This window comes from Rathayibacter sp. AY1C4, assembly GCF_002932195.1.
Taxonomy (GTDB): Bacteria; Actinomycetota; Actinomycetes; order Actinomycetales; family Microbacteriaceae; genus Rathayibacter.
Genome location: NZ_PSWE01000003.1, coordinates 1 through 14,048, shown reverse-complemented (window position 1 = coordinate 14,048; position 14,048 = coordinate 1). Strand labels below are relative to the sequence as shown.

The following is a 14,048-nucleotide window of genomic DNA, read 5'->3' as shown; positions in this document are numbered from 1 at the left end:
CGCCGTGCATCCGGCGAGCATCCCGATCAGCAGCACTCCCCCGGCGATGCGCGCCCCTCTCGAACCCGTCCGCCCGCTGTCGAGCGTCGCGGCGACGGCCGCTCCGGCGGGCTGACGGGTCCCGGCGAGAGCCCGAGCGACCGCCGGCACCTGCGAGCCGGACGAGGAACTTCTCAGGTCCTCTTGCGTGTCGGAGGCGCGGGAACCTAGTTTTGTCGAACCGGTTCGAAGCACTGTTGCTCCGACCCCGGACCGACGCCCGGCGTCGTCCGGCCGGCTGTCCCCACAGAAAGTGACCAGCGTGACAACGATGTCCTCCCCGAGGCGCGGCACCCGCTCCCTCGCCCTCGCGCTGAGTGCCGCGACACTCGCCGCCCTCGCCGTCGCTCTCCCGAGCGCCGAGTCCGCCTCCGCGGCCGACACCTCCGTCCCCGCCGACGCGCTCATCCTCCAGTACGACTTCGAGCAGGGGCAGGTGTCCGGATCCACGGTCGCCGACCTCTCGTCGAAGAAGCTCGACGGCACCGTCGTCAACAGCGCGAGAGCGACGTACGTCGCGGGTCGGAAGGCCGGTACGACCGCGATCGACCTTCCCGGGGGCGCGGCGGAGTCGACCTCCGCGCCGTACCTGACCGTGCCGAACGGGCTCTTCCAGGGCGTGACGCAGACCACCGTCTCCGCCTGGACGAAGTGGTCCGGCACCGGAGGCTTCCAGTGGCTGTGGTGCCTGGGCATCAGCCCCGACGCCGCGTCGGCCTTCGCTCCGTCGTTCGACGGCGGCAGCGCCCGCGCGATCATCAAGCAGCTGAAGGACGGCGGCGAGACCGGAGTCTCCAGCTCCTCGCCGCTGCAGAAGGACCAGTGGGTCAACGTCACCGCGACGATGGACGGCACGACCGTGACCCTGTACCTCAACGGTCTGCAGGTCGCGACGGCTCCCGCCTCCGTCGACCTCGCGAAGCAGCTCTACTCCGCCTCCGCCTCCAAGAGCGGCAACATCGGCCGGGCGCTCTGGAACGTGCACCCCTACTTCGACGGAGCGATCGACGACTTCCGCGTCTACAACCGGGCTCTGACCGCCGCTCAGGTCCGGGGTCTGGCGGGCGACGCCGCGCCGGCCGTCACCGGCGTTCTCTCGACGAGCGTCGCGGTCACCACCGGCATCGGCGTCGCGCCGGCCCTGCCGGGGGTCCCCGCCACCTACTCCGACGGCGTGAACCGCGACGCCCCGGTCACCTGGGAGAGCGTCCCCGCCTCCGCGTACGCGAAGCGCGGCACCTTCACCGTGAAGGGCACCGTCACCGGCCTCGGCACCGCGGTCACGGCGACCGTCACGGTGCGCGCACTCGACGAGATGACCATCGACCTCGGCGCGAGCACCGGGGAGTTCATGGGCGGCGCGTCCGGCACCCTCTACGGGGTCTACGGCGAGGGCCTCCCCTCCGACAACCTCCTCGAGGGGATCGACCTGCGCACGGTCTCGACCAAGGCGCAGGACGGGCCGCAGCATCCGGGCGCGGACGCGCTGAGCGTCGCTAAGGCCGTCGCCGACACCTCGGACGGCGACACCTACATCTACATGACGGACATCTACCGCGGCTTCCCCTACGAGTGGCCGGGCAGCACTCCCCAGGAGAAGCTGGCCGACTACCAGGCGAAGATCGCCACGCAGGTCGACCAGGTGCTCGCGCTCCCTGAGGAGTACCAGGACAACATCGTGTTCGTGCCGTTCAACGAGCCCGAGGGCAACATGTTCGGCAACGGGAAGTGGAGCTACAACGGGAAGAGCTGGCTGGAGGACCCGACCGCGTTCTTCGCGGCCTGGGACAGCACCTACGCGCTGATCCGCGACAGGATGCCCGACGCCCGCATCGCCGGACCGAACACCAGCGTCCTCTACGACCAGGTCCGCGGGTTCATGACCCACACGCTCGAGCAGGACACCGTCCCCGACGTGATGACCTGGCACGAGCTGAGCGCCCCGGGTGAGATCCGCACCAACGTCGACCGCTTCCGGGCCTGGGAGGACGAGCTGTACGCGGGCACGTCCTACGCCGGGAAGCACCTGCCGGTGAACCTCAACGAGTACGCCTTCAACTACCACACCTCCGTGCCCGGCCAGATGGTCCAGTGGATCAGCGCGCTCGAGGACAAGAAGGTCGACGGCGACATCGCCTACTGGAACATCGACGGCAACCTCTCCGACTCCGCGGTGCAGGCCAACCGCGCCAACGGCCAGTGGTGGCTCCTCAACGCCTACGCCTCGATGACCGGCGACACCGTCGCGGTCACGCCGCCCAAGCCCGGCCAGAGCTACACCCTCCAGGGCGTCGCGACCCTCGACACCGCGGCCAAGCAGGCGAGAGCCCTCTTCGGAGGCGTCGGCGGCTCGCAGAAGGTCGCGTTCGAGCGCATCCCGGCCGCCACCTTCGGCTCGAAGGTCCACGTGGAGGTCAGCGAGATCCGCTGGACCGGCCAGGTCGGCGACTCGGGAGCCCCGCAGACGGTCAAGGAGTTCGACGCGTCCGTCGTGGACGGCGCCCTCTCGCTGGACTTCGGCGGATCCCTCCCCGCGCTCGACGTCGACTCCGCCTACGAGGTCGTCCTGACCCCGGGCGCCAACGCGTCGTCGCCGTCCGCCTCACCCGTCGACTTCCGCCAGAAGTACGAGGCCGAGGACGCCCGCTACACCGGATCGCGGAACCTCAACGGACCCGAGGGCTCGCCGACCAACGTCGGCGGCTTCTACACCTCGGGCGGACGCAACGTCGGCGGGATCCGCACCGGCGGCGACCTGAAGCTCGACTTCGCGGTCACCGTCCCGAAGGACGGCGAGTACGACCTCAGCGTCTTCGCCAACTCCCTCAACACCTACGCCGCCAACGCCCAGCAGGGTCCGATCAACGCGTTCCTGAGCGTCGACGGCGCTGCGGAGCAGGAGATCCTCCTTCCGCTGGCCTACAAGTTCGTGGTCTGGGACCACGCGGACACCAAGGTGAAGCTGGCCGCCGGCACCCACACGATCTCGCTCGCCGCGAAGAACCTCGCCGGCACGAAGTCGACCGTGGGCGACGCGATCGTCGACAAGATCGAGCTCTCCCTCCCCAGCGCGGCCGCCGCGACCTCGATCCACGAGGCCGAGACCGGCACGCTCGACAACGGAGCGACGGCCGACTACTCCCGCGCCGGCGTCTCCGGCTCGGGCACGGCGAAGCTCACCAGCGGCGCCTCCACCACCGTCTGGGGCTACTCCGCGAAGGACGCGCCGTCCTCCGTGACCGTGGACACCCTGGGCGGCGGCACCGGCGACCTCTACGTGAACGATGTGAAGGTCGGGCCGGTGGGCGCGAGCTCGACCCGTCAGGTCTTCCTCTCGGGCGGCGTGAACAAGATCGAGGTCGTCGGCACGAGCGGCACGCTCCTCGTCGATCGGATCGTCATCGGAGCGAGCGCGAACCCGCCCGCGACGACGAGCTATGAGGCGGAGGCGGCCACGATCACCGGCCCCGCCACGGTCCGCGACCTGTCCTTCGCGTCGGGCGGCAAGGCCGTCGGGAACATCGGGGGCGGACGCGACGGCGACTCGACCCTGACCTTCGGCGACGTGAAGGCCGAGCAGGACGGGACGTACGCGCTCACGCTGCGCTACTCCAACGAGGAGCAGTCCCCCGCGACGCACTACAACCCCGACCCGCTCGCCCGCCACGCGGACATCACGGTCAACGGAGTGACGCAGCGCGTGCTCTTCCCGCACACGTTCCACCAGAACCAGCTGTGGGACCTGAGCGTGCCGGTCACGCTCAGGAAGGGCTCGAACACCATCGCGATCACCTCGAAGGAGCTCCCGGGCTTCGACGGGACGACCTACCTCTCCGACACCTTCCCCGGCGTCCTGCTCACCTCGCAGTACGCGCCCAACATCGACAGGATCTCGGTCACGCCCTTCGTCGGGCGGACCACGGGCCTGACGGTGAGCGGCACGGCGGCCTCGCGCTGCACCGCGGGGAAGGTCACGATCACGGGGACGGCGACCAACACCAGCGCGGTCGCCGCTGACGTCACGATCGGCTCGGCCTGGGGCACGAAGACCTTCACCGGGGTCGCTCCCGGCAAGACGGTCTCAGCCGCCTTCAGCACCCGCGCTGCGAGCGTCGGAGCCGGCGCTCTCGACGTGCGGATCGCGGGGACGGTCGACGGCGCTGCGGCGAGCGGATCCACGGCACCGGCCTACGGTGCGGCGCGCTGCGGCTGATCCGTCCAGAACGCCCTGACGCGGCCGGGCACCTCGTGCGCCCGGCCGCGTCGGCGTGTCGTCGGGACCGGAGGTTCCCCGACGGGGATGAGCGCGCCGTGGACGAGCAGAGCGCCGGAGCCGCAGCGTCCGGTCCTCGCTCCGGGGACGCGGCGCCCGAGTTGCGTGCGCCGCGCCGCACTGCCACTCTCGACACGGTTCGAGCGGGGGTGGAGATGGCCACGATCGGAGACGTCGCGAAAGCGGCAGGGGTCTCTCGCAGCACGGTGTCGTACGTCCTCTCCGGCAAGCGCAGCATCTCCCCCGAGACGCGCAAGCGCATCGAGGACGCGATCGCCGAGCTCGACTTCACGGTCAACGCCGGAGCACGGGCGCTCGCGACGCGCCGCACCATGGCGCTGGGCCTGCTCGTCCACTTCGACCCGGACGAGTTCGCGCCCGCGATGGTCGAGTACGTCCTCCCCATCACGGCCCGCGCCCGCGAGCTCGGCTACGACGTGCTGCTGGCCACCGAAGCCGACGGGGCGGCTGCCGTCCGCCGGCTCACGCGCTCCGGCCAGGTCGACGGACTGATCCTCCTGAGCGTCGCGGACGACGACGACCGGCTGCCCGTCCTGCGCGCCTCGCGGCGGCCCGGTGCCGCCCTCGGCGTGCCCGCGGACGCCTCCGGGGTGGACGTCTTCGACCTCGACTTCGGCGACGCGGCCCGCCTGCTGATCGAGCACCTGGGCGCCCTCGGGCATCGGAGCATCGGTCTCGTCACCCCTCCTGAGCGCGTCTTCGACCGCGGAGGGACCTACGGGCTCCGGTTCCGCGAGTCGGCTCTCGAGACCGCCGGTCGGCTCGGGATCGAGCTGGTGCTGCGCCCGGCCGCCACCGCCGCCGACGCCGTCGAGCCGATGGTCACGGCGTTCCTCGACGACAACCCCGGTCTCACGGCGCTGGTCGTCCACAGCGACCGGACCATCGCGATGCTTCCCGCGATCCTGGGCCGACGCGCTGTCGCCGTGCCCGGGCAGCTGTCCGTCGTGAGCCTGTACTCGGCCGAGTTCGCCCGCGACTTCTCGCTCCCCTACAGCTACGTCGAGACGGGTGCCGCCGAGCTCGGCGCGCACCTGGTCGACACGCTCGTCGAGCGGATCGAGCAGCCGTCCCGCGGCGAGGAGCCGTCGATCCGCCTCCTGCCCGCGCGTCTCGTCGACCGCGGGAGCGCCCGCGCGGTCTGAGGACCGCTCCGGAGCCCCCGAGGCCCGGTCAGAATCGCGAGGCGACCTCGTAGAGGACCTCGTCGTCGCCCGCGTAGACGCCGTCGCGCCGCGGCCAGTGCGCGATCACGTCCGTGAAGCCGAGCTCCTCCGCCCGGCCGGCCATGTCCTCGAACCGGGCGACGCTCTCGAGGGAGTAGTCGCCCCCGGAGTCGAGCGAGAGGTGGCGCTCGACGGTGCGCGGGTCGCGCCCGGCCGCCTCGAGCGCCGCGTCGAGCCGCCGGGAGAGGGACGCGACCGCCCGCCACCACTCCTCGCTCGACACTCCCTCCGGGCCGGTGGTGACCCAGCCCTGCCCGCGATCGGCGACGAGCGCGAGGCCCTTCGGCCCGTTCGCGGCGAGGACGAACGGGACGCGGGGGCTCTGCACGGGCTCGCCCACCATGCGCGCCGAGCGGGCGGTGAACCACTCCCCCTCGAGGTCCACTCCGCCCGAGCCGGGCTCCTCGAAGCGCAGCAGCGCGTCGAGGGCTGTGACGAACTCGGTGAAGCGCTCGTGCCGCTGCCGGGGCGAGTAGTCGGGCTGCCCGAGCACGCGCGCGTCGAAGCCCGTGCCGCCCGAGCCGACCCCGAGGATGGTCCGACCGCCCGAGATCTCGTCCAGCGTCGCGATCTCCTTCGCGAACGGCACCGGGTGGCGGAAGTTCGGGGAGGCCACGAACGTGCCCAGGCGGAGCGTCTCGGTCACCATCGCGGCAGCGGTGAGGGTGGGGACGGTCGCGTGCCACGGCTGGTCGGCGAGGGAGCGCCAGGAGAGGTGGTCGTAGGTCCACGCGTGGTCGAAGCCCAGGCCCTCGGCCGACTGCCACTTCCGGCGGGCCTCGGCCCACGGGTCCTGCGGGAGGATGACGATGCCGTGTCGCATCGTCCGAGTGTACGAGCGCCGTCGGGTCAGAGCGCGGCGGGCGGCACCGGGGGCGGATCGGGCACCTCGTCCACGACCGAGCGCGGGACCATCAGGGTCGGCATCCGCACGCGCAGGCGCAGCGGTTCCCGCTCCGACGCGCCGAGCAGCTCGCGGGCGGCGCTCCGCACCTGCCGGGCGAGCGCCGGGTGCACGGCCCCCGGATCCTCGAACGCGGAGACCAGCTCGCGCAGCACTCGGGTGGTGCTCCGCGGGTCGCCGTCCTGCCTGGGCATCGGATCGGCCCCTCACTCTCGGCACGGCCGTCAGGGTCCCGGCGGTGCAGCGGATGTCTCGCGCCGACGGTAGGGCCGGGGACGGCGCCGTGGCACTGAGGTTGACAAAGGGAGGACCCGGCGGATCGCGGTGCGCGGGGTGCGATCCGGGCGAGGGCGGTCCTGCTGGGGATCGACGGCCACCGCCGGGAGAACCCGCTTCCCACGATCGCGCCCGTCCGGTCGCGGCTACTCTCGGGGCGTGATCACGACGACGGAGCGGGTGGACGACTGGGTCGAGGGCTGGTGCCGGGCACGCGGCGTGCAGCGCGTCCGCGAGGACGGGGCCTGGCTGGTCGATGTCGGAGCGGAGTCGCGCACGCGGGAGCGGATCCTGGTCGATCCGTCGCCCTCCGCGCTACAGGCGGGCGCCGAGCGGGTGGCCGGGCCCCAGGAGTGGCTGACGGTCATCGGCCTGGGCGACGACGCCCGCCTCGCGCCCGCCGCCGGGCTGGAGCTCGTCGCGGGCGACGAGAGCCTGATGGCGGCGCTCCTCGGCCCGGGCCGCACCGCCGAGGGTGCCCTGCTCGCGGGAGCCGTGCTCGAGGCCGCCGACGGAGTGGCGAGCGTCCGGCTGCTGGTCGACGGAGTCGTCGCCGCTCAGGGCACCGCCGCCGTGCACGGGACGGTCGCGGTCCTGGACCGGATCGAGACCGATGCGCGGTTCCGCCGACGCGGGCTGGGACGGCGGGTCGTCGACGCCCTCACCGCCTGGGCCCGGTCCGAGGGTGCACGGAGCGGTCTCCTCGTCGCCAGCACGGACGGCCGCGCCCTCTACCTCACCCTCGGCTGGGAGGTGGTCGCGCCGGTGCGCATCTGGCGCGGGGCCGCACTCCGAGATCCGGGACAGGGCTGCGCGGCCGCCGGGCGATGATCCCCCGCCGTACGGCCCTCCGGGAGCGCACGTCCGCCTGAGTACGGAATCCCGCGCAGCGCATACAGGCGGCGGAGAACGGCGGAGCAGCCGTGAAGCGGCCGCCCGCCGATCTGTATTCAGCCGATAACACCACCCTCGAAAGAGGGACGCCCGCTATCGCTCACACGGCCTTGTCCGAGAAGCGGATCATCCCCTTCTCGGACTCGTGTCACCGCCCTCGGGTCGTCAGCCGAGAGCGCCCTTCTCGGCCGAGTAGAGCTGCTTCACCTGCTCCGCGGTCAGCGCCCGGTCCCACACCCGCAGTCGGGCGAGGGAGCCGGCGAAGCGGTTGATCATCGTGCCGTCCCGGCCGACCGCTCCGACCACGAAGTCGCCCGGAGCCGCGTTGAGGCCGTCGGGGTAGACGTAGGGGTTCTTGGCGTAGGTCGCGCCGAGCTTGTCGGTGTACACCGGGTACGCGGTGGCGGCGCCGTCGAGGTACGAGACCGCGACTGCGCCGTCGTACGTCCCGACGTGCAGCTGCCACACGCCGCGCGTGATGCGGCGGGGCTCCACCGAGTAGTCGCGCGAGTACGGGTAGCCGGGCGTCGGCCCGCCGAGCTTCGAGACGTGCATGCACACGCGCTCCCAGCCGCCGTACTCGGGGAGGTTGTTGAACAGCGCATAGGAGCGCAGCGGCCCGACCGTCGACTCCTCCCAGACGCCCGCGATGCAGGCGCCGTCCGCGTCGGAGTTGAGCACCCACACCGCGATCGTCACCTGGCCGGTCGAGGCGCCCAGGTTGAGCGGGCCGACCTCGTCCTTGGGGACGACCAGGTGGTCCGTCGTCCCGTTGAGGGCGACTCCGGTGCCGAACGGCGTGGCGACGGCGCGGGCGGAGGAGCCCGCGCCCTGCCGGAGCGCCGGAGCGCCCGCGACGGCCGAGGCGAAGGGGGCGGCGCTCTCGGCGAAGGACCACTCCGCGATCGGCGTGGGCACGGTGACCGTGGGGACCGGAGCGGCGTCGCCGACCACGAACGCGTCGAGGATCAGGTTGGTGCCGCTCGAGGCCGGGTTGCGGCCGCTCCCGCGGCGGATGGTCACCGTGTGCGGCCCGGCCGCGAGCTGTCCGCTGCTCCAGACCGTCTGCTTCGACCGCGTCGCGGCGCTGTAGCGGTCGACGGACGCGACCTTGACTCCGTCGAGCTCGACCTCGTTGATGCCGGACGAGCCGGTGAGGCGGCTGATCCAGCTCACGCTGGTACCCGTGAAGGCGAGGGTGGCGGAGGCGCCCGCGGTGGTCGAGTAGGCGATGCTGCCGCCGCTGTCCGTGCTCGCCTTCAACGTCGACCAGGTGCCGGTCGTGACGATCGGGGCGGCGCCGTTCTCGTAGGTGCCCGCTCCGGGCAGCGTCGTCGCCGGCGGAGGCGTCGCGTCGCCGACCACGAAGGAGTCGAGCAGCAGGTTGGTCCCGGTCGAGGCCGGATTGCGGCCGCTCCCCCGGCGGATCGTCAGCGTGTGCGGCCCGGCGGCGAGCTGTCCGCTGCTCCACACCGTCTGCTTCGAGCGGGTGGACGCGCTGTAGCGGTCGACGGAGGCGACCTTCACACCGTCGAGCTCGACGTCGTTGATCCCGGAGGACGACGTGAGTCGGCTGATCCAGGCGATGCTCGTGCCGGTGAAGGCGAGCGTCGCGGAGGCGCCGGAGCTGGTCGAGTAGGCGATGCTCCCGCCGCTGTCCGCGGTGGCCTTCAGCGTCGTCCAGGTGCCGGTGGTGACGATCTGCGCGGCGCCGTTCTCGTAGGTGCCCGCGCCGGGCAGCGTGGACACGGGTGGCGTCTCGGGCTCGGGCTCCGTCTGCGGCACGGGGCCCTCGGTGATCCAGCGCTGGAAGGTGTCGAGCATCTCCTTGTTGGTGAAGCTCGGGACCTTGTGCCCGTCGGTGCCCTCCCCCGGGTGGGTGCGGACCGTCGCCTCCTTCGCCAGGGGCAGGGCCGCGGCGTGGAGGGCGGCGCCGTGCAGGGCGAACGGCACGACCTTGTCGTCGGGCGATCCGGTGATCCTCAGCCGCGCACCGCGCCACACCGACGCGGGCAGCCGCGCCGGGTTGGTGGCGGCGATGGCCGCGGCGTCGGCGTACTCGGGGCCGATCCGGTCCGGTTCGCTCGCCGCCCGCTCCTCCATGTCGTAGGAGCTGTTGCAGAGGTACGCGCCCCGGATGTTCGGCACCATCCGCTTCCCGTAGGCCCAGGTCAGAAGCGGCCCGCCCCCGGAGTCGGAGCGGAGGAGGCTCGCGTCGATCCGCCATACCGACGAGGCCCAGGCGACGACAGCGGCCTGGATCTCGATCGCCCGCGGGCTCGACCAGATGCTGCCGCCGTAGGTCGGGCAGATGCTGACGATGCCGCGGTCCACGGCGAGGTCGGCCGAGTACGCGAAGGCGCTCGAGAGCGCCGTGTGGGTGCCGTTGCGGGCGTGGTAGTACCAGAGCATCGATGCGCCCCTGGTCTGCGACGGAGGCGTCGCGTGCGGCACGAACAGGCGCGCCCGGTCCCCCGCGACGACGACGTCGATGATCTCGTAGCGCTTCCCGCCCGTCTTCGACGTGGCGGTGGACAGGCGCGAGACCTCGCCGGGCAGTCGGGGCACCGCTGTGAGGTCGCCGGCCGCGAGGGCCGGCGTCGCGAAGGCGATCGCGCCCGCGCCGGCGACGGATCCGGCGAGGATCGTGCGGCGGGAGAGAGCGGAGAGGGCCTTGACGCCCGATCGGGAGCCGGTGCGGGAGGAGTCGGCGGAGTCGCCGACGGCAGTGTCCTGAGGAGTCACGGAAGAGAGAGCCTTTCCGATCGTCACCGTTCCGGGTACACCGATCGAAAGAGGAGGAGAAGGCGTTCAGTGAACGAGCGGCAGCGCTCGCGCTACTGGTGCGGATCACCTTCTCCTCGAGAAGGAAAGGGAAGCCGGATCAGGCTAACAGAGGGGATGAGAAGGGGTTCAGTATTTCTACCCACCGTTTCATCAACCGGAGAAGAAGGAATCGCTTATCCGGCCGCTTATCGTCCCTTTTCCGGTGACACGACGCGTGCTGGACACCGCCGTCTGGCAGGATGCCCCCGTGTCGGAGACGGGTCGGCTGCAGCGGGGCGGCGCCCTCCCCGTGCTCCTCGTGTTCCTCCGCCTCGGGCTGACCTCGTTCGGCGGGCCGATCGCGCACCTCGGCTACTTCCGCGAGGAGTTCGTGGTGCGCCGCGGCTGGCTGACCGATCGCGCGTACGCCGACCTCGTCGCGCTGTGCCAGTTCCTCCCCGGACCCGCGTCCAGCCAGGTCGGGATGGCGGTCGGCCTGCAGCGCGCGGGACTCGCCGGACTGGTCGCCGCGTGGTGCGGATTCACGCTCCCCTCGGCGATCGCCCTGGTCCTCGTCGCCGGGCTCGTCGCCGGTGCGGGCGACGTCGCCTCCGCCGGCTGGCTCCTGGGCCTCCAGGCGGCGGCGGCCGCGGTCGTCGCGCAGGCCGTGCTCGGGATGGCGCGCTCGCTCGCACCGGACCGCCGCCGCGCGACGATCGCCGGCGCAGCGGCTGTCGCCGTCCTCCTCGCCCCGGAGCCCGCGCTGCAGGTGGCGGTGATCGCGGCGGCGGGCCTGGCCGGCGTCCTGTGGCTGCGCGGCGAGGAGGCGGCTCCGGACGAGGGCCCGGTCTTCGCGGTCCGGATCCCGACGGCGCTCGCGGTCTCGGCCCTCGCCCTCTGGGGGCTCCTCCTGGCCGGCCTCCCCCTGCTCGCCGCTCTCACCGGCGAGGGAGCGGCGGGTCTCGGCTCCGTCTTCTACCGCGCGGGCGCTCTGGTGTTCGGGGGCGGCCACGTCGTGCTGCCTCTGCTGGAGGCGCAGACGGTCGGCGCCGGCACGGTCGGGCAGAGCGAGTTCCTGGCCGGATACGGGGCGGCGCAGGCGGTGCCCGGCCCGCTCTTCACCTTCTCCGCGTTCCTCGGCGCGGTGGGCGCGGGGACGCCGGACGGTGTCGCGGGGGCGGCGATCGCGCTGGTCGCGATCTTCCTGCCGGGCGCTCTGCTCGTGGTCGGCGTGCTCCCGTTCTGGCAGCGGCTGCGGCACCTGCCGGTCGCGCAGCGGGCGCTGGCCGGCGTGAACGCCGGCGTGGTGGGACTGCTCGGCGCCGCCCTCTACGACCCGGTGCTGACCGAGGGCATCGGCTCGACCGGCGCTCTGACGCTCGCGATCGGCGCGTTCGTGGCGCTGACGCGCTGGACCGTGCCCCCGTGGATCGTCGTCCTCGTCGCCGCGGGCCTCGGCGCCCTGCTCCTCTGACTCCCTCCGGGGACGACGATCCGGACCAGCCCTGGCAGTCTGGACGCATGAGGGCTCGGGGGACGACAGCGGCAGTGGCGACGACGGCAGCGGCGGGGCTCCTGCTGCTGGGCGGGTGCACCGCCGGCGGCGGGGCCGAGGCGGGCGCCACGGCGTCCGCGCCCGCCTCGCGGACGCCGAGACCCGCCATCACCGACCTGATCACTCCGAGCCCGACCCCCTCCGCTCCGGCGACCGCCGAGCCGGTCGGAACCGTCGTCGACGCCGGGCCGGTCGGCGAGGGAGTCCCCGCCACCGTCTCGGGCACCGGCCCGGCCGACGTGTCGTTCCAGCGGCAGGGCGAGTTCGCGGTCGTCCTGAGCCTGGACTGCTCGGCCTGCACCGGCACGGCGATCGTCACCGCCGCGGGCCGGATGACGCCCTTCGGCGAGGCCGCCGCCCCGATGACGGGGTCGTTCCTGACCGGGATCTTCCGCGACGACCCCGTCGAGCAGCAGGTGATCGTCCGAGCCGACGGGCCGTGGACGCTCGGCCTGCAGAGCTGGAACGACCTCGCGACGGTGAGCGGTGCGCAGTCCGGCACCGGCCCGGCCGTCCTGTTCTTCTCCGACGACGTCCCGCGCGTGACGGTCGACTACACGCCCGCGGGTCCGGACGACTCGTTCTCCGGCCGCGTGTTCACGACCTCCGATCAGCCGCAGCTGTTCGGCGACTCCGTCGCCTTCTCCGAGGTGTTCGAGGCCGACCTCCCCGGCGTCATGGCCGTCCAGACCGAGGGGACCTGGACCGTCACGCCGACGCCCTGACCCGGGGTCGCGTCGCGCCGGCCGCGGAGACGGGGAACGGGAGCCCGTCGGCCCAGACGCGCTGCACGCGGAGCGACGCGTCGAGCAGGACGACGTCGGCGCGGTACCCGGGCGCTAGCAGGCCGAGGTCGCGCCGGCCGAGCACGCGGGCTGGAACGGCGGTGAGGGCGGCGACGGACGCCTGCAGCCCGAGCCGGCCGGGCCCGACGGCCCGCCGCAGGGCCTCCTCCTGCGTGAGCGTGGACCCGGCGAGCACAGCGGTGCCCGCGAGCCGGGCGACTCCGCCGAGCACCTCGACGTCGAGCGGGCCGAGGCGGTGCGCTCCGTCGCCCGCCCCGGCCGCCGCCATCGCGTCGGTGACGAGCGCGATCCGCCCGGGAGCCGCCGCGAACGCGAGCCGCACCACCTCGACGTCCACGTGCCGGCCGTCGAGGATCAGCTCGAGCGCGACCCGCTCGTCTCCCAGGGCCACCGGGATCGGGCCCGGGGAGCGGTGGCCGATCCCGGGCATGGCGTTGAACGCGTGCGTGACCAGCCGGGCTCCGCGGTCGAACGCGGCCCGCGCCTGGTCGGCGTCCGCCTCGGTGTGGCCCACCGCGACCACCGTGCCGGCGCCGGCGAGCCGCTCCACCGCGGCGAGGGCTCCCGGCAGCTCGGGCGCGAGCGTGATCTGCGCGAGGCGTCCGCGGGCGGCGTCCAGCAGCCGGCCGACCGCGCCGGAGGAGGGGTGCACGAGAGCCGCGGGGTCGTGCGCTCCCCTGCGCGAGGGCGCGAGGAACGGGCCCTCGAGGTGCGCGCCGAGCACGAGCGGGTCGGTGGCCGCGAGGGCCGAGACCGCGTCCAGAGAGGACTCCAGCTGCTCCAGCGGCGCCGAGACCAGGCTGACCAGCGAGCGCGTGGTGCCACGGGAGCGGTGCAGCGCGAGGCCCGCGCGGATCGCCTCCGCTCCTCCGTCGAAGCCGTGACCGCCCCCTCCGTGCACGTGGAGGTCGAGGAAGCCCGGGACAGCGGTGAGGCCCCGCGCGTCGTGCAGCTGCGCCCCCTCCGCCTGCGCCTGCCAGCCGGTGCCGGTGCCGGTCGCCGTGATCGCGCCGTCCCGCGCGCGGAGCCAGTGGTCCTCCACCGTCCCGGCCGCGTCGACCTTCCGTGCGCTGTGGATGATCAGCGCGGCGTGCGCCATGCGGTCCCCTCCTGGGTGTCGGTTCCGGATCGTCGGGGACTCCGCCCCTCCCGACGATGGCACAGCCCCTGCCGGTCGAGCCGGTCCGACACCGATCACTGCGCCACCCGAACGCATTCCGCGCCTCCGCGTCACGAACAGGGACCTCGCGCGTCTCCTGTGCATGCCTCCCCTGGACACCCGAACCCC

General features: G+C 73.1%; 9 protein-coding genes. 5 read left to right on the top strand and 4 right to left on the bottom strand.

Annotation, left to right across the window (positions count from 1 at the left end; genetic code table 11):
• Positions 1-310: 310 nt before the first annotated feature.
• Positions 311-4,252 (top strand): LamG-like jellyroll fold domain-containing protein, encoded by a 3,942-nt coding sequence (locus tag C5C99_RS02115; protein WP_104339531.1) that lies wholly within the window; start codon positions 311-313, stop codon positions 4,250-4,252.
• A gap of 215 nt (positions 4,253-4,467) precedes the next feature.
• Positions 4,468-5,478: a LacI family DNA-binding transcriptional regulator gene (locus tag C5C99_RS02110; protein ID WP_104246852.1), complete on the top strand. Its 1,011-nt coding sequence runs from the start codon at positions 4,468-4,470 to the stop codon at positions 5,476-5,478.
• Between the two features lie 28 nt (positions 5,479-5,506).
• Here C5C99_RS02110 and C5C99_RS02105 read toward each other — a convergent pair whose 3' ends face one another.
• Together C5C99_RS02105 and C5C99_RS02100 are read right to left on the bottom strand one after the other, a co-directional pair.
• Complete coding sequence (locus C5C99_RS02105; protein WP_104339530.1) at positions 5,507-6,382, bottom strand: LLM class flavin-dependent oxidoreductase; 876 nt, start codon at positions 6,380-6,382, stop codon at positions 5,507-5,509.
• A 26-nt stretch (positions 6,383-6,408) separates the two neighbouring features.
• The gene (locus C5C99_RS02100) at positions 6,409-6,657 is read right to left on the bottom strand and encodes a hypothetical protein (protein WP_146076891.1); all 249 of its coding nucleotides are present in this window, start codon (positions 6,655-6,657) and stop codon (positions 6,409-6,411) included.
• Between the two features lie 241 nt (positions 6,658-6,898).
• Here C5C99_RS02100 and C5C99_RS17305 point away from each other — a divergent pair, with 241 nt between their 5' ends.
• Complete coding sequence (locus C5C99_RS17305) at positions 6,899-7,570, top strand: GNAT family N-acetyltransferase (RefSeq protein ID WP_219813599.1); 672 nt, start codon at positions 6,899-6,901, stop codon at positions 7,568-7,570.
• Between the two features lie 228 nt (positions 7,571-7,798).
• Here the strand turns inward: C5C99_RS17305 and C5C99_RS02090 are convergent, their stop codons facing one another.
• Entirely contained in the window at positions 7,799-10,378 is a 2,580-nt protein-coding gene (locus C5C99_RS02090) for a LamG-like jellyroll fold domain-containing protein (protein WP_104225244.1), read from the bottom strand.
• A 289-nt stretch (positions 10,379-10,667) separates the two neighbouring features.
• On the opposite strand from C5C99_RS02090, the gene chrA reads away from it, so the two are divergent.
• Together chrA and C5C99_RS02080 are read left to right on the top strand one after the other, a co-directional pair.
• A complete protein-coding gene (chrA, locus tag C5C99_RS02085) occupies positions 10,668-11,873 on the top strand; it encodes a chromate efflux transporter (protein ID WP_258063604.1) in 1,206 nt (401 codons plus the stop codon).
• Positions 11,874-11,947: 74 nt separating this feature from the next.
• A complete protein-coding gene (locus C5C99_RS02080) occupies positions 11,948-12,679 on the top strand; it encodes a hypothetical protein (RefSeq protein WP_104225243.1) in 732 nt (243 codons plus the stop codon).
• On the opposite strand, the gene C5C99_RS02075 is transcribed toward C5C99_RS02080, so the two are convergent.
• Positions 12,663-13,859 (bottom strand): N-acetylglucosamine-6-phosphate deacetylase, encoded by a 1,197-nt coding sequence (locus C5C99_RS02075; RefSeq protein WP_104339529.1) that lies wholly within the window; start codon positions 13,857-13,859, stop codon positions 12,663-12,665. The two genes, C5C99_RS02080 and C5C99_RS02075, sit on opposite strands and share 17 nt — an antisense overlap.
• Between the last annotated feature and the right edge of the window lie 189 nt (positions 13,860-14,048).

Bases quoted from the DNA above. Each gene is read 5' to 3' on its own strand.
- C5C99_RS02105 (WP_104339530.1), bottom strand. From the start codon at position 6,382: ATGCGACACGGCATCGTCATCCTCCCGCAGGACCCGTGGGCCGAGGCC.
- C5C99_RS02075 (WP_104339529.1), bottom strand. From the start codon at position 13,859: ATGGCGCACGCCGCGCTGATCATCCACAGCGCACGGAAGGTCGACGCG.
- C5C99_RS02100 (WP_146076891.1), bottom strand. From the start codon at position 6,657: ATGCCCAGGCAGGACGGCGACCCGCGGAGCACCACCCGAGTGCTGCGC.
- C5C99_RS02110 (WP_104246852.1), top strand. From the start codon at position 4,468: ATGGCCACGATCGGAGACGTCGCGAAAGCGGCAGGGGTCTCTCGCAGC.
- C5C99_RS02115 (WP_104339531.1), top strand. From the start codon at position 311: ATGTCCTCCCCGAGGCGCGGCACCCGCTCCCTCGCCCTCGCGCTGAGT.